Origin of the sequence: Enterococcus sp. 3C7_DIV0644, from assembly GCF_002141235.1 — a bacterium.
Lineage (GTDB): Bacteria > Bacillota > Bacilli > Lactobacillales > Enterococcaceae > Enterococcus_D > Enterococcus_D entomosocium.
This window is the reverse complement of sequence record NZ_NGLK01000001.1, coordinates 3,485,811-3,504,828: the sequence shown is the minus strand read 5'-3', so window position 1 is coordinate 3,504,828 and position 19,018 is coordinate 3,485,811. Positions and strand designations below refer to the sequence as shown.

General features: G+C 42.5%; 19 protein-coding genes and 1 other annotated feature. Of the genes, 5 read left to right on the top strand and 14 right to left on the bottom strand.

From position 1 onward, the window contains the following. Nucleotides 1–200: 200 nt before the first annotated feature. Nucleotides 201–1,093 (bottom strand) — a sequence feature (16S ribosomal RNA rRNA prediction is too short). 550 nt (nt 1,094–1,643) lie between these two features. The 5 genes from A5877_RS16540 to A5877_RS16520 all read right to left on the bottom strand — a co-directional run bounded on the left by A5877_RS16540 (nt 1,644) and on the right by A5877_RS16520 (nt 5,027). Further along, nucleotides 1,644–1,829, bottom strand: coding sequence for a hypothetical protein (locus A5877_RS16540; RefSeq protein WP_086299482.1), 186 nt, complete (start codon nt 1,827–1,829; stop codon nt 1,644–1,646). A 138-nt stretch (nt 1,830–1,967) separates the two neighbouring features. Then, on the bottom strand, nt 1,968–2,489 hold the full coding sequence (locus A5877_RS16535; RefSeq protein WP_034872232.1) for a GNAT family N-acetyltransferase: 522 nt from the start codon (nt 2,487–2,489) through the stop codon (nt 1,968–1,970). A gap of 57 nt (nt 2,490–2,546) precedes the next feature. Beyond that, the gene (locus A5877_RS16530; protein ID WP_005236221.1) at nt 2,547–3,485 is read right to left on the bottom strand and encodes a dihydroorotate oxidase; all 939 of its coding nucleotides are present in this window, start codon (nt 3,483–3,485) and stop codon (nt 2,547–2,549) included. Nucleotides 3,486–3,687: 202 nt separating this feature from the next. Continuing rightward, on the bottom strand, nt 3,688–4,017 hold the full coding sequence (locus A5877_RS16525) for a metal-sulfur cluster assembly factor (RefSeq protein ID WP_005231940.1): 330 nt from the start codon (nt 4,015–4,017) through the stop codon (nt 3,688–3,690). Between the two features lie 74 nt (nt 4,018–4,091). Next, nucleotides 4,092–5,027: a YitT family protein gene (locus A5877_RS16520; protein ID WP_005236241.1), complete on the bottom strand. Its 936-nt coding sequence runs from the start codon at nt 5,025–5,027 to the stop codon at nt 4,092–4,094. Nucleotides 5,028–5,180: 153 nt separating this feature from the next. On the opposite strand from A5877_RS16520, the gene A5877_RS16515 reads away from it, so the two are divergent. Next, entirely contained in the window at nt 5,181–5,672 is a 492-nt protein-coding gene (locus A5877_RS16515; protein ID WP_005230187.1) for a YajQ family cyclic di-GMP-binding protein, read from the top strand. 92 nt (nt 5,673–5,764) lie between these two features. Here the strand turns inward: A5877_RS16515 and A5877_RS16510 are convergent, their stop codons facing one another. The 3 genes from A5877_RS16510 to A5877_RS16500 form a co-directional block, all read right to left on the bottom strand. After that, complete coding sequence (locus A5877_RS16510; RefSeq protein ID WP_016620833.1) at nt 5,765–8,254, bottom strand: ATP-dependent DNA helicase; 2,490 nt, start codon at nt 8,252–8,254, stop codon at nt 5,765–5,767. A gap of 259 nt (nt 8,255–8,513) precedes the next feature. Beyond that, nucleotides 8,514–9,050 (bottom strand): hypothetical protein, encoded by a 537-nt coding sequence (locus tag A5877_RS16505; protein ID WP_005236248.1) that lies wholly within the window; start codon nt 9,048–9,050, stop codon nt 8,514–8,516. A gap of 278 nt (nt 9,051–9,328) precedes the next feature. Continuing rightward, nucleotides 9,329–9,742 carry a GNAT family N-acetyltransferase gene (locus tag A5877_RS16500; protein ID WP_008381348.1) on the bottom strand — a complete coding sequence of 138 codons (414 nt, stop codon included), beginning with the start codon at nt 9,740–9,742 and terminating at the stop codon, nt 9,329–9,331. Between the two features lie 98 nt (nt 9,743–9,840). Here A5877_RS16500 and A5877_RS16495 point away from each other — a divergent pair, with 98 nt between their 5' ends. The 3 genes from A5877_RS16495 to A5877_RS16485 all read left to right on the top strand — a co-directional run bounded on the left by A5877_RS16495 (nt 9,841) and on the right by A5877_RS16485 (nt 12,182). After that, complete coding sequence (locus tag A5877_RS16495) at nt 9,841–10,461, top strand: MBL fold metallo-hydrolase (RefSeq protein ID WP_086317359.1); 621 nt, start codon at nt 9,841–9,843, stop codon at nt 10,459–10,461. A gap of 34 nt (nt 10,462–10,495) precedes the next feature. Continuing rightward, on the top strand, nt 10,496–11,200 hold the full coding sequence (locus A5877_RS16490; protein WP_086317357.1) for a histidine phosphatase family protein: 705 nt from the start codon (nt 10,496–10,498) through the stop codon (nt 11,198–11,200). Nucleotides 11,201–11,348: 148 nt separating this feature from the next. After that, a complete protein-coding gene (locus tag A5877_RS16485; protein WP_005236259.1) occupies nt 11,349–12,182 on the top strand; it encodes an undecaprenyl-diphosphate phosphatase in 834 nt (277 codons plus the stop codon). Between the two features lie 74 nt (nt 12,183–12,256). Here the strand turns inward: A5877_RS16485 and A5877_RS16480 are convergent, their stop codons facing one another. Together A5877_RS16480 and A5877_RS16475 are read right to left on the bottom strand one after the other, a co-directional pair. Continuing rightward, a complete protein-coding gene (locus tag A5877_RS16480) occupies nt 12,257–12,880 on the bottom strand; it encodes a DUF47 domain-containing protein (protein ID WP_008381351.1) in 624 nt (207 codons plus the stop codon). Between the two features lie 12 nt (nt 12,881–12,892). Then, a complete protein-coding gene (locus A5877_RS16475) occupies nt 12,893–13,948 on the bottom strand; it encodes an inorganic phosphate transporter (protein WP_005236263.1) in 1,056 nt (351 codons plus the stop codon). A 236-nt stretch (nt 13,949–14,184) separates the two neighbouring features. Here A5877_RS16475 and rpsT point away from each other — a divergent pair, with 236 nt between their 5' ends. Then, nucleotides 14,185–14,439: a 30S ribosomal protein S20 gene (gene rpsT / locus A5877_RS16465; protein WP_005230162.1), complete on the top strand. Its 255-nt coding sequence runs from the start codon at nt 14,185–14,187 to the stop codon at nt 14,437–14,439. A gap of 52 nt (nt 14,440–14,491) precedes the next feature. On the opposite strand, the gene holA is transcribed toward rpsT, so the two are convergent. From holA to A5877_RS16445, 4 genes are all read right to left on the bottom strand, one after another. Further along, the gene (gene holA, locus A5877_RS16460; protein ID WP_301389368.1) at nt 14,492–15,511 is read right to left on the bottom strand and encodes a DNA polymerase III subunit delta; all 1,020 of its coding nucleotides are present in this window, start codon (nt 15,509–15,511) and stop codon (nt 14,492–14,494) included. Nucleotides 15,512–15,542: 31 nt separating this feature from the next. Then, the gene (locus A5877_RS16455; protein ID WP_086317355.1) at nt 15,543–17,786 is read right to left on the bottom strand and encodes a DNA internalization-related competence protein ComEC/Rec2; all 2,244 of its coding nucleotides are present in this window, start codon (nt 17,784–17,786) and stop codon (nt 15,543–15,545) included. Beyond that, the gene (locus A5877_RS16450; protein WP_005236270.1) at nt 17,758–18,255 is read right to left on the bottom strand and encodes a ComE operon protein 2; all 498 of its coding nucleotides are present in this window, start codon (nt 18,253–18,255) and stop codon (nt 17,758–17,760) included. Before A5877_RS16450 ends, A5877_RS16455 begins: the two co-directional genes overlap by 29 nt. Before the next feature lie 93 nt (nt 18,256–18,348). Continuing rightward, entirely contained in the window at nt 18,349–18,990 is a 642-nt protein-coding gene (locus A5877_RS16445; protein WP_008381358.1) for a helix-hairpin-helix domain-containing protein, read from the bottom strand. Nucleotides 18,991–19,018 lie beyond the last annotated feature (28 nt).

Sequence of the window (19,018 nt, the reverse complement as noted above, 5' to 3'; positions counted from 1 at the left end):
ATCTCACGACACGAGCTGACGACAACCATGCACCACCTGTCACTTTGCCCCCGAAGGGGAAGCTCTATCTCTAGAGTGGTCAAAGGATGTCAAGACCTGGTAAGGTTCTTCGCGTTGCTTCGAATTAAACCACATGCTCCACCGCTTGTGCGGGCCCCCGTCAATTCCTTTGAGTTTCAACCTTGCGGTCGTACTCCCCAGGCGGAGTGCTTAATGCGTTTGCTGCAGCACTGAAGGGCGGAAACCCTCCAACACTTAGCACTCATCGTTTACGGCGTGGACTACCAGGGTATCTAATCCTGTTCGCTCCCCACGCTTTCGAGCCTCAGCGTCAGTTACAGACCAGAGAGCCGCCTTCGCCACTGGTGTTCCTCCATATATCTACGCATTTCACCGCTACACATGGAATTCCACTCTCCTCTTCTGCACTCAAGTCTCCCAGTTTCCAATGACCCTCCCCGGTTGAGCCGGGGGCTTTCACATCAGACTTAAGAAACCGCCTGCGCTCGCTTTACGCCCAATAAATCCGGACAACGCTTGCCACCTACGTATTACCGCGGCTGCTGGCACGTAGTTAGCCGTGGCTTTCTGGTTAGATACCGTCAAGGGATGAACGTTTTACTCTCATCCTTGTTCTTCTCTAACAACAGAGTTTTACGATCCGAAAACCTTCTTCACTCACGCGGCGTTGCTCGGTCAGACTTTCGTCCATTGCCGAAGATTCCCTACTGCTGCCTCCCGTAGGAGTCTGGGCCGTGTCTCAGTCCCAGTGTGGCCGATCACCCTCTCAGGTCGGCTATGCATCGTTGCCTTGGTGAGCCGTTACCTCACCAACTAGCTAATGCACCGCGGGTCCATCCATCAGTGACGCAAAAGCGCCTTTCAACTTTCTTCCATGCGGAAAATAGTGTTATACGGTATTAGCACCTGTTTCCAAGTGTTATCCCCTTCTGATGGGCAGGTTACCCACGTGTTACTCACCCGTTCGCCACTCTTTTTCTTTCGGTGGAGCAAGCTCCGGTGAAAGAAAAAGCGTTCGACTTGCATGTATTAGGCACGCCGCCAGCGTTCGTCCTGAGCCAGGATCAAACTCTCATAATGATTTGTTTGAATGACCATACGGTCATTAAGCTCATAAAAATTAACTTTGCTAGCTATTGCTTGCATGTATTTGTTTCAATAAATTGAAACGTCCTACACATTGGTTCGTTTGCTTGCTTTGTTCAGTTTTCAAAGGTCTACAGTGCTGCGTTAGCAACTTTTATATCATATCAGAGCGACAATTGATTGTCAACTCTTTTTTAAAAGTTTTTTTCGCTCGTTGTTTTTCAACTTCGCAGCGGCTGTCTCAGCGACTTCATTAGAATAACAAATGATTTGTTATTTGTCAACAACTTTTTTAAATAATTTTGTTGATTTATCAACATCGATTAACCGTTTTATTATTGCGACCTTGTTATAATATCATCTGTTTCATTTTTGGTCAAGTCTTTTTTAAAGTTTTTTTCAAAAGCTTTTTTGACCTGCTGGCTCAATTGCCAACGTTGAATACTTTATCATTCTAAGAATGAAAGAGCAAGCTTTTTTCTGAAATATTTTCAACTAAGTCGAGATAAACAAAAAAACTACCCAAAATAGGTAGTTTAATCAATATCGATCGTACGAAAACGGATCTGGTTTTGATCGTCTCGTTTTAAGGTTGTTTCTTCTTTCAGATAAGAAAACTTCTTCTCATTGATCGCTGGATTCTCAAGCATTTCTTCATAACCCGCAAAAATATCATGGATATATTTTTTATACGCTTTTTTCTTTTTGACTCTTTTCTTCATTTGGCACCGTCCTTTACGTGCTTATCTTAGCAAGCCGAAAGGATTCTGACAACCATTATCCGCATTTTCATACCAAAAATTCACTTTGACACAACTATTCCATTAATTCAGCTAAGTGACACTCATGGAATAGAATGTTCAGCTTGCGGTCAAACGTTTTTGAAAAGCCAATCGCTCTCCGTTCGGAAAAGGGAATGTTACCTCTCCTTTGTATTGATAGCCAGCTGCTTGGATATTCTTTTGCATACCAATATTGGCTTTATACGTATCGATACGTAAATCAACGATTCCTTGCTCTAATGCAACCACTTCAAGAGCTTGCAGCAATTTGGCGCTTAACTTTTGCCCTTTAAAATGAGAACTGACAACGACGCGATGAATGGATAGATATGGACCGTTTCCATCCCACCCTGCGCCGGTAATTGCGTTGTAGACAGGATCTTCACCGGATACTAACGCTGCCGATGCCGCAATTTTTCCATCTATCACCAACACATAGCTCTCATCGTTTGCAATATCTGCTTTGATTTGATTTTCTTTAGGACCGTATCCATCTTGCCATTGCGGAGATCCTTGTGCTTTTAAGAAAGCAATGCCTTCTTCAAAAAGCGCCATCAACTCAACCAGATCATCCTCCGTTGTTTTACGAAACTTCTCCATTAAAAACCACCTTTCTTCTATAAAAAGAAGCGGATAGTAAAGCATTCAAAGTCGTTCTTAATCAATCGTTTTTAATTTCCCCTGGAACTCACTGATTGATTGATACCCTTTTTCTTTCATGATCGCTGCTAATTCTTTCGTCAATCGTTCAAAGATCACCGGTCCTTCTTTTTGCAGCTCTGTGCCGATCTGCAACATAGAAGCGCCACATAACAAATGTTCGTACGCATCTTGACCATTACGAATCCCACCAGTACCGATAATTTTGATTTCTGGCTTGAGACGTGTATAGAAAGCCCGCACATTGGCTAATGCCGTTGGTTTCACATATTCGCCTCCCAAACCGCCAAAACCATCTTTTGGTTTGATAACTACTGAGTCAGTAGCAGGATCAATGAATAAAGCATTCCCAATACTATTGATTGAATTGATATAAGTTAACGGATACTTGTTCAATATCTTAGCCATCTCATCAAAGTGCGCCAAATCAAAGTATGGCGGCAATTTTACACCTAAAGGTTTTGTGAAAAAACCAAAGACTGTTTCCAGAATTTGATCGGTCAAAGGAAAATCATAGGCAACTTGGGGTTTTCCTGGCACGTTTGGACAAGAAAGATTTAACTCTGTGATTCCTTCAAAATCACTTTCTTGGATTTTCTTCAATAACTCAATGTTTTCAGCCACGCTCATACCAGCGACAGAGAAAAAGAAGGGCGCTTGCTGGGTCATTTCCTGCTGTTTTTTGATAGCATAGTCTAAGTAGTAGTCCACCCCTAGATTTGGTAATCCCATCGAATTGATGCTTCCTAACGGTAAATCGGTATAACGTGGTTCTGGATTTCCCGCACGTGCTTCTAGCGTTGCACTCTTCGTGACAAATGCCCCAGCTGCTGATGCCGCTAATTCATCTAATTCCTCGATCGTCATACAATGGACTCCTGAGGCGTTCATAAACGGATTTTTGTATGTATATTTCCCAAAATTCGTAGCTAACATTGATTCATTCCTCCAATCTTTTCAACTAGTTTACCGTTTCATTTCTGAAAATGCAATGCAATCTTCGCAAACTTTCTGCAAGCACTGACTAAGAGCAAGATAGTTAAAGACACGCATCCAACTTAAATCCAAAAAGACTCTTCTATCAACTTTATTCAGCTGATAAAAGAGTCTAAGACATTTATTTTCTACGATAAAATCCTTAACGAATCCCCAAAGCAATCCGTGCATAACGACTCATTTTATCAGTCGTCCATGCGGGATACCAGACTAGTTTTACTTCTGGATTTTTGACTTCTGGAATATCGCTTAATGCTTCGTGTATCGATTCAGTCAATACGTCGGCTAAGGGACAGCCCATTGTTGTTAAGGTCATTTTGATTACGGTATTGCCTGTTTCTGCATCAAATTCGACTTCATAAACTAAGCCTAGATTCACTATATCAATCCCCAACTCAGGGTCAATCACGGTTTCCAAGGCAGCCAAGACACGCTCTTTGATTGCTTCTGCTTCTACTTCAGTATATGCCACGGTTGAAGACCTCCTTTAATTCTTGTTTCAAATAATACCTTCTTTTGCAAGATTTGTAAATGGACGATCCTGGATTATGGACGGCTTTTCTTGTGTATTTTCAGTTCTGGGAAGACCCCTGTCGTTTTAAAGGTCCGTTGTTCATCATCTGTCGCAAAACGACCTGTGATCGATTGGGTCGGCACAAAGTTAATAAACGCATTGCCGTCTGCTTCTAAAACGGCTTGTTCTAAATCGTAGATCTCGTAGCGGGTCACGACCATCATGATCATATTGCCTGGTACGCCTGAATACCCTCCGACTGAGGGGAACAAAGTCATGCCACGAAACACATGCTTAGAAATATTTTTCCCAACAGCTTCCGCATTGGTCGTAATAATCATCGCCGTTACCTTTTGATGACTTGTGTGCAGCATGTCCACCACGTAGCTCATTGCGAAAATCGAAATGATCGTGTACAAGGCACTTTCCCAAGAAAAGACGAAACCTGAGACCATGACAATGATGCCGTTTAAAATAAACATATATTTACCGACCGTTTTTCCAGTCGTTTTTGATAATATCAACGAAAGGATATCCATTCCGCCGGTGGTAAAACCCATTTTCAGTGAAAACGCAACGCCGACGCCTAACAGTACGCCACCGAGCAAAGCGTTAACCAAAATATTGTCAGTGATTGCTCCTTGTGGAAGGATTATCGTTAAGACAGAAACGACAACGACATTGATAAAGCTCAATAGTGTCGATGATTTCCCGAGTTTGATGAACCCGAGAACAAAGATAGGCAAGTTTAAGAGGAAAATAAACAGCCCTGTACTAAGGTGAACGCCAAAATGTTCCAAGGCAAGTGCCACGATCAATTGGGCGACCCCGTTCATCCCAGCAGAAAGAACGTTTGCGGGAATCAAAAAGAAATTTAAAGCAATGGCTGCGGTGATACCTGACAGCAAAATAACCCCTATTTTTTTCAATCGTTCTGATTGTTCGTGCTTCGTTAATAACTTACTCACAATGATCTAGCTCCTTCACTAAAAATCTCCTTCCAAAGAATAGCAGTTTGTGTGAAAAAATGAAACAATTATTTGCAAAAATTTACTTTTGATTCCCGAATCGTTCGCCTCCATGTTAAAATCATAGGTAAGAGATGAGAGGAGTGATTGATTTTGGCAAAAGAAGCAAGTTTTGATGTCGTATCTGAGATCAACACGGAAGAAGTGAAAAACGCCATTCAACAGGCGGAAAAAGAATTGAAAAACCGATTTGATTTTAAAGGCTCCACGGTAGAAATCAAGATGACTGAGGGCAAACTGACGATCGTTGGAGATGACGAATTTAAGTTGGAGCAAATCAAAGATGTGCTCTTTGCGAAGCTGATCAAACGGAATGTACCAACGAAAAATATTCAATTTGGCGAAACGGAGCATGCCTTGGGGGCAAAAGCTCGTCAAACGGCAGAATTGATCAATGGGATCGATAAAGAAAACGCCAAAAAAATAACGACAGCGATCAAAAACGCCAAGCTAAAAGTTAAAACTCAAATTCAAGACAATCAAATTCGGGTAACCGGCAAAAGTCGTGACGATCTGCAAGAAGTGATCCAATTGTTGCGTAAACTGCCCCTGACGATCGATTTACAGTTTACAAATTATCGCTAATCAAAAAAAACTAGAACAGAGTCTAACGTGATGGTTAGGCAAAATCGGCCTTACCCGCTGATTTTGCACAACCTCTCCTGAAAGCTCTGCTTCTAGTTTTTTTCTTGCCAAAAATGAGTCAATGCCTTTGATAACTCTTGCGGCCGACGAATGTTTAAGGCATGCTGCCAGTGCAGTGGGAAAAGTTCTTGGTAACGCGGTGTCCGAAAACGTTGATCCAGCAATAACACCACGCCGCGATCGCTGACATCCCGGATCACTCGACCGGCTGCTTGCAGGACTTTATTCATCCCGGGCAGCTGATAGGCATACGCAAAGCCAGCTGCCTTTTTCTCATCGTAATATTCCCGAATCAATTCTTGCTCGTGATTGATTTGCGGCAGTCCGACTCCTACCACTGCCGCACCGATCAAGCGATCGCCTTTCAAGTCGATCCCTTCAGAAAAAATTCCACCAAGGACACAAAATGCCACTAATGTTTTTGGCTGGCTCTCTTGTCCGTCTTGACTTGTTTCTAGCAAGGATGATCGTTGCCGCTCAAGAGATTGAAACTGTGCAAGAAACGCCTCGCGCTCTACTTCGTTCATGGCTGTCCCCTGAATCAAGACCTCCACCTCTGGCGCCTGTTGGGAAAATGCTGCCGCCACATCATCCAAGTAACGATAAGAAGGGAAAAAGACCATATAGTTTCCCGCTTTCGCTGCAGTCATTTGCTGGATTGCATCAACGATTGCAGGAATGCTGGCTTCACGTTGGCGATACGTTGTTTGGATATAGTCTGCAATAAAAATCCCCTGATTTTTCGGATCAAAAGGACTTGGCAGGCGATAGCGCAAAGCTTCATTGCCGCCTCCTAACACCTCTTGATAATAGGACAAAGGAGTAAAGCTCGCAGAAAACAACAGGCTGGCCTTGCCCTTATCTAACACAGATTCCAAAAACGGCGCTGGTTCGATGCAAAATTGCCGTAGTTTGATATCATAGCGGTCGATCTCCACCGTCGTTTCGTAGTGATCATCATAAAATTCACTGATCTTCAAATAATGATTAGCTTCAAAATACACTTGCAGCACTTCTTCTTGCAATTCATGCTCAGGATTTGCCGGCAACCATTCCTTCATCAATTCAGCTACTTTGTAGAGCTGATTGACCATCGTTTCATGGGGAGCTGCTTGATGGTGGTATTCCCACTCTTCCTCTTTTGCTATTTGAGCAATAGCCGCAAATTCTTTGTCAACTTTGTTTAGGGCGCGTTTTAATTTTTGCTGGTCATTGGATAGTTTCTTCTTTAATTCCTTAAATGGCTGCCGGGTAATGGTTGCCGAATACATTTCTTTGGAACGGTTGACTAAGTTATGGGCCTCATCCACTAGAAAGAAATATTCTTCATCCGGCTCCTCAAAAAATCTTCGCAAATAAACGGTGGGATCAAACAAATAATTATAATCACCAATAATGACATCGCAAAAGACACTGACATCCAGTGAAAGCTCGAAGGGACAGACCGTATGTTTCTTTCCGTAGGTCTCGATCACTTCTCGGGTTATTTGGTTCTCGTGATGCAACAGATCCCATAATGCTTCATTGATTCGATTGTAATAGCCTTGCGCATACGCACAGTGTTCTGGCGTACAGTTTCGTTCATCTAAAAAACAGATTTTGTCTTTGGCGGTAATCGTGACACTTTTGGTTTCACTACCGTTGTCTGCTAACTTGCTCAGTGCATCTTCGGCCACTTGTCTGGTGATCGTCTTCGCCGTCAGATAAAAGACCCGATCAGCCCCTTCTTCCCCTAGCACTTTTAATGCGGGAAACAGCGTTGACATGGTTTTTCCAGTTCCAGTTGGCGCTTCCGCAAAAAGTCGCTTGCCATTTTTTAGTGTTTTATACGCCGCTGCTGCTAACTCTCGCTGCCCTTTGCGAAAGGTTTCAAAGGGAAAAGACAGCAGCTGCAAAGACGTATTGCGGACACGGCGCCAATTCTCTTGAAAAACTAACCATTTATGATATTCCTGAAGTAATTCTTCATAAAAAACAGCTAATTCTGAAAACTGAAATGTTCTTCTCGTACGGGTGGTCAGCTTTTCAGTGGTTTGATAATAAGTCAATTGTACGGCGATTCGATCGATGGGTCTCTTCGGATCATTACCTTCAGCAGTAGGTTCTGCTTCTGGTTTCTCTTGATTTTCACTGTCACTAAGCGCTGCTTGTTCATTTTCTTGTAGTAAAAACAAATAAGCATAAACCATTCCCTGGGCAAAAAACAAATCGATTTGATCTTCAGGGATATCTTCGAACGCTGGTTCTGAAGTTTTGATCTCATCGATCACCCAAGAATTAACAGTTGCATCAAAAAAGAGACCATCGGCACGTCCTTCGACAGTGATCGAATCTTTCTCAATTTGGCTTTCTCGTTTGAAAAAGACTTCTTTTTGATACGCATCCCCAGCCTCTTTTTGTAGTTGGCGATGGATACGGGCGCCTTCTTGCGCGGTATGATTACTGACTTTACGGCTATCAATATCGCCTCGGCGCAAAATAAATTCTACGATTTTTCTAACCGCAACTTTTCCTTTATACACGTGTTCACCTTCTCGTTTGCCATTATAGCGGATAGATTACTTTTGGAAAAGCGAACAGAAACAGCTTTTCATCCTCTGCGGAGAGTATCCTATCCAAACAGGTTTTATCACCATGAAAAAACCACTTGCAACAAAACACCTACTCATCAGATAATTGACTTCATTTTTTCTTCCAGAAAATGGGTTTGGCGAAGGATTTACAAAAAAGCCTACTCTACTCACCTAAGCAAGTAAAGCAGGGCTATTTTTTGAAAGATATTTATTGATCGACTTGAATATCATAACTGACACCATTTTGGTCAAAAGCTTGTTGATTGTCTAGATCTAAGGTGAACTCAAAGGTCCGTCCATCTGCTTTGATCGTCAAATGCTTCCCTTCAACCGTGTATGATGCATCTTGATAGGTGATCTCATAAATTTGATAAGGGTCGTTGGACAACTGTACCTCTGAATGGGAAAAATGACGCTGAAAATCACTTTCGATTTGTCCTTCATACAAGGCAACATCACTAAAGCTGGCTGAACTATCTTCTAAATCTGCCATCGGCAAATACTGCTTAACGATCGTCAACTCATTCTCATGAAAATCATAAACCCCTTGGCTTTGCGGAAAGATGACACTCTCATCTTGGATCAGCATCAAATCAAGGTCGCCATTTTCAACCGTTTTTGAGGCGGAAGTAACAGTTTCAGAAACTTCTTTCGAATCGTTGATGGTTAGCTCCTCTTGGCCACAGCTCACTAAAGCGAGCGCGGCGAAGCATAGAGTGAAAAAAAATTGCAGGGATTTTTTCATAAAAACACCTTCTTACAAAGAGTTGAGGTATACCAATCAAAACTAACGCAAGATACAGATCACACACTTTCCTCGAAGTTGGTCACGAAGAATGTTCATGCTTTCGTCGAAAACTAGACCCGTTTCAAACGAATCAACGCTTTCTTATTTTAATTAGTATAACAGCAGTTTTTTGCTAATGCAGTTTCTTAGAAAAATTTTCGAATTCCCACAATAATTCTAAGCTTTTCTCTCATCAAACTATTGGTTATCCTTATCACCTGCCTGCCAAAGGTTGATCACAGCATCTTCACGAAGTAAAGCCTATCCGTGCCAAGCACAGGTGTATCCGTAAGCACAGCAAACGGTTCGAAGCCGACTGCTTGGTAGAATTGCGGCGCTTGGTAGTCTTGGGTGGTAACCGTCACGGAACGACACCCCGCTTTTTTACCGTGATCAAAAAGTGCTTTTATCAATTGTTTCCCGATCCCCTGATTCTGATGGCTTGGATCAACTGCTAACAATTGAATATGGATCGTATTGCCTGTCCGTTTTCCAATCACCCCACCAAGTTGATCCTGATTGTCAAAAAAAGCAAATGAAAGCTGCTCTTGATCGGAAAAGGCACTCACTGCCTCTGTTTTTTTCGTTGAATGATTTAGCCATTGACAGACTGCCTGACGATTGTCTTCTGCGTTTATCGTTTTTATCATTAATTTTTCACTCCTAAAAACCTTTCTTTGTTTCCTCTTATACTTTAAGCTATACTTATAGTCAGACACAAGTATTTGTGATCCTAGGAGGTTTTAGCATGAAAATCATTGGTTTAGTGACAGGACCCGTTCAAGAAAATTGTTACCTAATTTGGAAAGAAGATGTTTTGTTGATTATTGATCCTGGAGCAGAAGCAGCGAGATTGATCGCTGAGATCGAAAAAACAGGCGCAAAACCAGCAGCGATTTTATTGACCCACACTCATTATGACCATATCGGCGCAGTTGACCATTTGCGGGATTATTATCAGATCCCCGTTTACGTGAGTCCGCTTGAGCAAGGATGGCTAAGTGATCCTATGAAAAACCTTTCTGGCCGTCATCCTGAATTAGGAACCATCACCGCACGTCCAGCTGAATTCGAGCTAGAGTTGAAAGAGCACGAGATAGCTGGCATGTCCTTTAAGGTTGTTGCAACCCCGGGTCATTCCATTGGCAGCGTCAGTTTTATTTTTGACAATTTTGTCGTTTCCGGAGACGCCTTATTTAAAGGTAGCATTGGTCGGACAGACCTGCCAACCGGAAATTTGGAACAATTGTTGACCAGCATCCAAACGCAACTCTTTGTTTTACCGAATCAAATGGCGGTCTATCCTGGCCACGGAGAACCAACAACGATCGAAATTGAGAAACGGACCAATCCGTTTTTTAACGCATAAACGTATGACGAATCAAAAGGAGGAATAACTAGTTATGGCAAAGACGGAATTGTATGTCGTGCGTCACGGAAAAACAATGTTTAACACATTGCAGCGGGTGCAAGGCTGGTGTGACACACCATTGACTCGAACCGGTGAACAAGGCATCCACTATTTAGGCCTTGGGTTACGCGATGTGGATTTTGTAGAAGCAGTATCCAGTGACAGCGGTCGAGCGATTGAAACCATGCGTCTGATACTGGGTGAACATGTCAGAGGACCGGAGATCCCTTATCACATCGACAAACGGATTCGTGAATGGTGCTTTGGCTCCCTTGAAGGGGCCTATGATGCAGAAATGTGGGGCGTTCTGCCGCGGATTCTTGATTTTCCTGATTATGATGAGATGATTGCTAATCATGTCACGTTTGAGGCGATCGCCAATGCGATCTACCACGCCGATACAGCCAATTGGGCGGAAACCTTTGATGTTTTGACCGAACGTGTCAAAACAGGGTTTGAAGATATCGCCTATCGCGTTGAGAAAAAAGGCGGCGGCAATGCGTTAGTTGTGTCTCACGGCTTAACGATCGCTTTTCTTTTGCATCTGATCAATGATGAGAACAATGTTCGTATGGATATTGAAAATGGTTCGGTCACTCGACTGATCTACGAAGACGGCAGCTTTACCATCGCCGAAATTGGTAACACAGAATACATCAAAAAAGGCTTAGCGCTCTCTCAAGAGCTTTTGTCCTAAGAGAAACCTCTGACGGCTAATCAATTTCTTCAAGAAAGGAGCAGTTTTTGTTTTAAAAACTGCCCTCTTTTTTTAGGAAAAAGATTGGTATTCGAATCAGGAAACGGTATACTAAGAGTTGTATTTTGTCATAGAAAGGACTGGACCAATGTTTTTTACAAATTTTATAAAAGCGATTTTATTTGGGATCATTGAAGGGATCACGGAATGGCTGCCAATTAGCAGCACTGGTCACTTGATTCTTGCCGACGAATTTATCGGTTTGAATGTTACCCCCGAATTTATGACGATGTTCAATGTTGTCATTCAATTGGGCGCGATACTAGCAGTCGTCTACTTATATTTCCATAAACTGAACCCTTTTTCCCCACAAAAAAATGAAATAGAGAAAAAAGATACGTGGACGTTATGGTTTAAAGTTATTGTTGCGGTCTTGCCATCGGTTATTATCGGATTGCCGTTAGATGATTGGTTAGATGCGCACTTCTACAACTTTTTCTCCGTTTCGATCGTCTTGATCGTTTATGGGATCGGCTTTATCGTAGTTGAAAAACGAAACAAGAATAAAGCACCGAAATGTACCGATTTGAACAAATTCACCTACAAAGCGGCCTTGATTGTCGGCATGTTCCAGGTATTGGCATTGATCCCAGGAACTTCTCGTTCTGGTGCTACTATCTTAGGTGCTATCATGATCGGCGCTTCTCGTTATGTTGCTGCTGAATTTTCATTTTTCTTAGGTATTCCCACCATGTTTGGTGCCAGTGCCTTGAAAATCTTCAAGTTTTTGAAAGATGGCAATGCCTTTGATTTCCAAGGAACCGTCATCTTATTAACAGGAACCATCGTCTCATTCATCGTTTCGATCATCGCGATCCGTTTCTTGATGAACTACATCAAGCGTAACGATTTTACCGTATTTGGATGGTATCGTATCGTTTTAGGAATCATTTTGATCGGCTATTGGCTGATCCAATTATAAGCAAAAAGAGCAACTCTTGTGGCACTTACCTGCCCAAGAGTTGCTCTTTTTTTGTTTGAAAGGTCTCTAGTTCCTCACGTGTTTTTGATTACCATACCGTCAATAATATCCACCGCACTTTCGGTGTCGTTGATAATTGATTCAAAACGATCATAAACATCTTTCCATTTAATGATTTCAAGAACGTCCGTTTCGTCTGTGAATAACGCTTTTTTCATTTTTGAATACAAACGGTCTGCTTCTGATTCAATCGTATTCACATCATTAATCATTTGACGCAATGTTTTTGAATTTTTGAACTTAGGAAATTCTTTTAAGGCCGTTTCAACGCCTTGTGTCGCTTGAACGATCATTCCAGCAAATAAGTTGGTTTCAGGGCGGATCTTCGTAATGACCAAATTCTCAAATAAATAAGTCAGTCCCATAATGCCATCCAAAATATCATCTAGACGCTCTGAAATGACTAGGATGTCCTCGCGATCGATAGGGGTGATAAATGAATCATATAACTCATTGGTTAGCTCAGCGATCACTTTATCCCCTTCTTTTTCCAAAGCATGAATCTCAGCTGCTGCTTCGGTCAATGCTCGTTCAGAATAATCGTTGATCAAAAGCGAAAAACGTTTGGCAGCTAAATGGCCGTTCGTCGCCAACTGCTCCATTGCTGCAAAATAATCGAATCCTTTTTTTCGTGCCATTACTTTCTCTCCTCACAAAATTAGCAATAAAAATTTGACCATTAGAAACGCAATCAATCCACAGCCAGGAAAGGTTAAAATCCAAGCATAGATCATTTCTTTTACAATGCGCCAATCAACGCTAGAAAAACGCCGAGACGCTCCAACGCCCATGATAGCGGTCGTTTTCGTGTGCGTTGTTGAAACTGGGATACCAAATACGGAAGACAAGAACAAACAGATTGCTGCAGTAACATCTGCAGAAAAGCCTTGGTATTTTTCCAGTTTTACCATATCCATCCCCACTGATTTAATGATCTTCATCCCACCGACCGATGTACCGATCCCCATGGTCAAGGAACAAAGAACCATCACCCACAGTGGGATGGCAAAGCCATTGCCGGTCTTTTCAGCAAGATTGTTGTAAAAAAGGCCTAACATGAACACACCCATGAATTTTTGTCCATCTTGGGCACCATGCAAGAAGGCATTGGCACCAGCCGCGATGGCTTGACCAACCGTAAAAATTTTGTTGGCTTTTCGCCGTTGGGTATCGCGAAAGAGCCATACGATCAGTTTCGTGATCAAAAATCCACCAATAAACCCCATTAACGTAGACACAACGAGACCGATTAAGACTTTCATCCATTCTTCACCGTTGACTGCATGTAAACCACCCAGAGCCATGGCAGCCCCTGTCAATCCCGCAATCAATGCGTGAGATTCACTGGTTGGGATCCCAAAATACCAAGCTGCGACCGTCCAAACAACAATTGAAAACAAGGCAGCGGCTAATGCGATCTGTGAGACCCGAAAACTCCCGCCTGAGTCAAAAGTCACAATATTACTGATGGTTTCTGCAACTTGCGCATTAAAATACGTCATCACCAGCACACCTAAGAAATTCATGACGACTGCCATGCCAATGGCGATATTCGGGCGTAAGACTCTCGTGGAGACAGCGGTTGCAATAGCATTCGGCGCATCCGTCCACCCGTTGACGAAAATCACCCCTAATGACAAGACAATCGTTAGAAATAAAGCGATATTCACATAGATTCCCCCATTTAAAAATTCCGAAGTAATCATAGCATAGAAAGCTCTTTCTGTGTAAACTTTTTATAACTATTCAGTAAAAAATGTGCAAAGAAGCATTTTTTAAAACCATAAAGCAAAAAATAGCACGGTCAAAAAACAAATTTTTGTGTTAAGTAAAATTTCTTTACAACTTTTATTGCAATCACTCTTGGCATTAGGTATAATGACTAGTGTTGATTTATACGTTTTCTAAACGTAATTGAACTTTTTTTTCGGAGGTGAAATACATGCCAAACATTGAATCTGCAATCAAACGTGTTCGCACAAGCGAAGCGGCTAATGCTAAGAATTCATCTCAAGTAAGCACAATGCGTACAGCAATCAAAAAATTTGATCAAGCTGTTGAAGCTGGTGCTGATAACGTAGATGCGTTATATAAAGATGCTGTTAAAGCAATCGATATGGCTGAGACTAAAGGATTGATCCACAAGAACAAAGCTAGTCGCGACAAATCTCGTTTAAGTAAAAAAATTGCAAAATAAGCAAATTAAGAAAGGCGCAGCAATTATCGATTGCTGCGCCTTTCTTTTTGACTTACTGTTTGCCATGTTTTAAAACAAATAGCTGGAACAAATACTCTTTGTCCATCTGGCCACTTTTTACTAAGTAATCATTTTCGATCAATTCGTTATAGAGTGCCGCTAATTGCTTTTCTCCAAAGCCTCGCGCTTGCTGCATCGCTAACTTCACTCGGTACGGATGAATCCCCAACGTTTCTGCGATATTGGCTTGCTGGTAGCCAATTTTCATCAAAATCGCTGCCTGTAACAGTAGACGGACTTGGCTGATCAAAATAGCATTGATCTTGATCGTCTCTTCCCCTTGCAATAATAGATCGTCATACAAGCGCAACGCATCCGATACGTTCCCCTTTAAGACATCACTGGTTAATTCAAAGACATTATGTTCCAACGTCTTAGGGATCAACTGCAAGACGATCTCTTTCGTGATTTTATTGCCGTTTCCTGCATACAATCGTAGTTTCTGTAACTCCTGCATCGCTTTTGATAGTTGCAGATCCGTTAACCGTAAAAACAAATCAAACGCCTCTCGGCTCATCTCGATGCCATCATTGGCCAACGACTGTTGGAGATACTGACGCACGTCGGCTTCTTTCATAGGTGCGACATCAATCACAACTGCGGCTTTCTTCAGCTGCTTAGTAATTTTTTTCCGTTCATCTAATTTATCGACATCTGCAAAAATCACCATTACCGATGATTCCAATGGGTCTTTGATGTAATTCAAAAAATCATCTAGGTCATGCTCAGGTGCATTGCTCTTTTTTTCAGCCGTTAAGAAAAATGGCCGCTCAACGAAAAGTAATCGCTGATCGCCAAAAAAAGGCAACGATTGGGCTTCTTGGATCACCATATCAAGGGGATCTTTCTCCATGTCAAAGGAAGCAAAATTCAGATCATCTTTCCCAACGGAAAAACGCTCCAAAAAGGCCGTGCGAACTTGCTCTTGTAAAAACATTTCACTGCCGATGACTAGATAAATCGATTGCAACTCCTTGGTTCGAATTGCTTGCAACGCTTTTTGTAATTCCATCGTTCCCCCCGCTTTCATTCTTATCCTACCATTAGTCAATCGGATAGTCTAGCAGCGTTTTTATCAAAAATGATTGTTGTTTTTCAGACCAAATAAATTGGATCATGCCTTGCTGATCGGTTCGCAAAACGGTCTGATTTACCAACGTTTCAAGCACCTCTTCATGAGGATGCCCGTACCGATTGTTCCGTCCACTTGAAACGATCCCGAATTGGGGATCGATTGCCGCAACAAACTCAGGTGCCGTCGAGGTTCGACTGCCATGATGCCCTAGTTTCAATACATCAACTTTAAGATTCGGATAATCATGAATCAACTTTTTTTCCCCTGCTTGTTCGAGATCGCCAGTAAATAAAAATGTTTTATCCCCTACCTTGGTTTTAATCACCAGCGAATCTTCGTTTTGCCCTGCACCTGATTCTGGTGCCAATACTTGCAACTGAAGGAAATCACCCACTACTTGGCCAACCGTCGTCCAAACAACGCTTGTCTGCTTAGGCAGTTCGTTTAAAAGCTTGGCGATGCGGTGATCTTGTTCACTTCCTGGTACGAGATATAACGTTTCAACGGGGATCGCCTTCATCAATGCTAGCGCATCTCCCATATGGTCCGTGTCCCCATGAGTTAGAAACAACCCGGTGATTTTCCTGACTCCCTCCCCTTTCAAAAAAGGAATCAATGTAGATTCCGCGGCAGCTTGTCGTTTGCGCTCTTGCCAGTTTTCTTTCGGAAAAGACAGAGAACCTCCAGTATCGATCACATAAACTTCGCGATTTTTTTCTGCCTGTAAAACGATACTATCGCCTTGACCAACGTCGACATAACTAATGGTGGGTAAAACGCGATTCTTCTGAAAGACGATTGGTACAACAAGCGAAAAACAGATCACCAGCAGCCACCGTTTCTTTTGGTAACAGAGCAAGCTGAGCAAACAACAACTAGCAGCCAATCCTGCAGGAACGGCACCCACCGTTATCGACACGCCTCCTACAGCGCCCACGACAACTTCCATAAGCAGCAAAAGCCCTTCAAAAAGGGCAATCAGCCCACTGATGGTTGGGAAAAGTGTCCCAGCAATGAACATTACGAAACAGGCTGGTAGCAAAACCAATTGAAAAAACGGTAAAAAGACAAACGTCAAAAAGCCCCCAAATAATGGGAATTCATAAAAGAGCGAGACAATGACAGGCGCAGCCAGCACCGTGAGGAACTGACAGCGCCAAAACCACGTCAATCCGATTGGTCGCTGCATTACTATCAAGAAGGTCATCAAAAGACTTAGTTGCCCCGATGTTTGAAGCAATACTTTGGGATCAACGAATAAAAGAGCCGTTAAGACGATCCCATAATGATCACTTGCCGATAGCCGTTGTTGATAAAGAGTGGTCACTTGAGTAACCGACAATGCCAAGACAGCACGCCAGACACTAATGCCGCCGCCACAAATCCCAATTACGACCAAGAAAAAGACCCCCATTGGCAACAGCATTTCTTTTTGCGTAAACCCCAATCGGCAGAAGCATCCGCGAAACCATTTGAAAAATAAGACAACATGCATTCCTGAGATCGTAAAAAAATGCAATAAGCCACTCGCACGATACATTTGACGTACTTCTTGAAAGTCATGGTCTTTAAAACCAAAGAGCAACGCATTGATATAGGCTGCTGAGCGTTCAGGAAAGATTCGTTGCACAGAAGAAATAACCTCTGCTCGAACTTTTGCAAGCGAAAAGCCTGAGTCTGCTTCTTCCATTCCTACAATTTTCTCAATATGGACTGTGCCAATAATCGATCGACTGGCCAAATAGGCAGAATAGTCAAAGCTATGGCGATTTCGTGGTTTTTCAGGAAGAGAAAAAAATCCTTTCACCAGCAGCTTTCTTCCCCAAACGGATCGATCCTGCCATTGCTGTTTTTCAGTCTCTGAATAAACCGTGTAACGGCCAATCACTTTACCTGCAGAGGATTTTGCTTCAAATGTAAGTAGATCGCCATTGACTTTGATCGTGTCTGGCAGCACATTGACTACCCCTTGATACTCACCTTCTTGTATGTTCCCAGTCCGAGAAAGAGAAACGCGGACACTTAACAGCAACAGTCCGACAAAACAAATCATGCACAAAAATGCTTGTCGTTTTAAGACAAGCATCCCGAAATAATAAAGTGCAATGAGTCCCAGTAAGATGGACTGCCGATAGTAAGCAGTCACCGAACAAGCAAAAATAATACTAAGAAATAAAAATGAATCAGTTCTTTTTTGTTGGTTGTGCATCATTCAGCACACCAAACGAAAGTTTTTCAAAATACACCGGATCGAGTTCAACTTGGTGGACGGAAGCACCTACTTGTTGAATCAGTTCCATTGCATACTGATTGTTGCGATAGTCATTCAAATAATGGATCTTTTTGACCCCTGCTTGCAAAATTGCTTTCGTACAGGGAAGACAGGGAAAATGCGTCACATAGATTTCCGCATTGTCTGTTGACACCCCTAATTTTGCACATTGCAATAAGGCATTCATTTCTGCATGAATCGTCCGAATACAATGGTCATCGACAACATAACAGCCATCGTCAATGCAGTGTACATCGCCACTGACGGACCCGTTGTAGCCTCCAGCGATGATTCGGCGATCTTTGACTAATGTAGCGCCGACTTCAAGTCGGGAACACGTACTGCGTAAAGACAGTAATACAGCTTGTGCCATAAAATACTGGTCCCATGGGATTCTCGTATTGCTCATTCGTTTGCTCCTTTGTCATTGATTAGTTCTATTCTAATCGAATTTCTTGAATTTTCAACCGTCATTTCTTAGTATTTCTTACATTTATTTGGTTCAGTCCGCCACTGTAATCATCTCTTTCAAGGACTCAAAGGTCTTCTCTCCGATGCCTGTGATCTTTTTTAGGTCATCAATCTGTTTAAAAAAGCCATATTCTTCTCGGTAAGCGATGATTGCTTCTGCTTTTTTGGCACCCACACCTGGCAGTTCTTGCAGTTGCTGTGCATTGGCTTGATTCAGATTGATTTGTGTCACTGCTGTTTGGCTGCCACCTACTCCTGAAGCATTCATCTCCATAAACGCTTGATCCTCTTTATGAGGGACGATCACCATCTGTTGATCTTGTAGCACTTGTGCTAAGTTTATGGCTGTTTCTAACGCCTCTTCTGTCAGACCACCTGCTTGTTCGATCAATTCATACATCCGCGCACCTGATTTCAAGCGATAAATTCCCGGTTGGTGCACTTCCCCTTTGACATCGATAACGATCTCATACTCTTCATCGTGAAGACTATCTTCTTGAAGGGCTCCACCTTCCCCCATTTCAGACGATTGACCTGCTGCATCTGCCATTGAATGCCAGTTTGTTTCTTTTTTTTGCGAGAACGGTACAAACCAGATGATCAGCAACACCATCAAAACAGCACCACCAACTGCAAATCGCCAATAGTCTTTGAACAGCTTCCATCGATCCATTTTCACCACCTCATAGATGAAATACGCA

Excerpts from the sequence above, each read along its gene's own strand:
- A5877_RS16540 (WP_086299482.1), bottom strand. The coding sequence starts at position 1,829 with ATGAAGAAAAGAGTCAAAAAGAAAAAAGCGTATAAAAAATATATCCAT.
- A5877_RS16535 (WP_034872232.1), bottom strand. The coding sequence starts at position 2,489 with ATGGAGAAGTTTCGTAAAACAACGGAGGATGATCTGGTTGAGTTGATG.
- A5877_RS16530 (WP_005236221.1), bottom strand. The coding sequence starts at position 3,485 with ATGTTAGCTACGAATTTTGGGAAATATACATACAAAAATCCGTTTATG.
- A5877_RS16505 (WP_005236248.1), bottom strand. The coding sequence starts at position 9,050 with ATGAAAAAATCCCTGCAATTTTTTTTCACTCTATGCTTCGCCGCGCTC.
- A5877_RS16500 (WP_008381348.1), bottom strand. The coding sequence starts at position 9,742 with ATGATAAAAACGATAAACGCAGAAGACAATCGTCAGGCAGTCTGTCAA.
- A5877_RS16495 (WP_086317359.1), top strand. The coding sequence starts at position 9,841 with ATGAAAATCATTGGTTTAGTGACAGGACCCGTTCAAGAAAATTGTTAC.
- A5877_RS16490 (WP_086317357.1), top strand. The coding sequence starts at position 10,496 with ATGGCAAAGACGGAATTGTATGTCGTGCGTCACGGAAAAACAATGTTT.
- A5877_RS16485 (WP_005236259.1), top strand. The coding sequence starts at position 11,349 with ATGTTTTTTACAAATTTTATAAAAGCGATTTTATTTGGGATCATTGAA.
- A5877_RS16480 (WP_008381351.1), bottom strand. The coding sequence starts at position 12,880 with ATGGCACGAAAAAAAGGATTCGATTATTTTGCAGCAATGGAGCAGTTG.
- A5877_RS16475 (WP_005236263.1), bottom strand. The coding sequence starts at position 13,948 with ATGATTACTTCGGAATTTTTAAATGGGGGAATCTATGTGAATATCGCT.
- rpsT (WP_005230162.1), top strand. The coding sequence starts at position 14,185 with ATGCCAAACATTGAATCTGCAATCAAACGTGTTCGCACAAGCGAAGCG.
- holA (WP_301389368.1), bottom strand. The coding sequence starts at position 15,511 with ATGGAATTACAAAAAGCGTTGCAAGCAATTCGAACCAAGGAGTTGCAA.
- A5877_RS16455 (WP_086317355.1), bottom strand. The coding sequence starts at position 17,786 with ATGATGCACAACCAACAAAAAAGAACTGATTCATTTTTATTTCTTAGT.
- A5877_RS16450 (WP_005236270.1), bottom strand. The coding sequence starts at position 18,255 with ATGAGCAATACGAGAATCCCATGGGACCAGTATTTTATGGCACAAGCT.
- A5877_RS16445 (WP_008381358.1), bottom strand. The coding sequence starts at position 18,990 with ATGGATCGATGGAAGCTGTTCAAAGACTATTGGCGATTTGCAGTTGGT.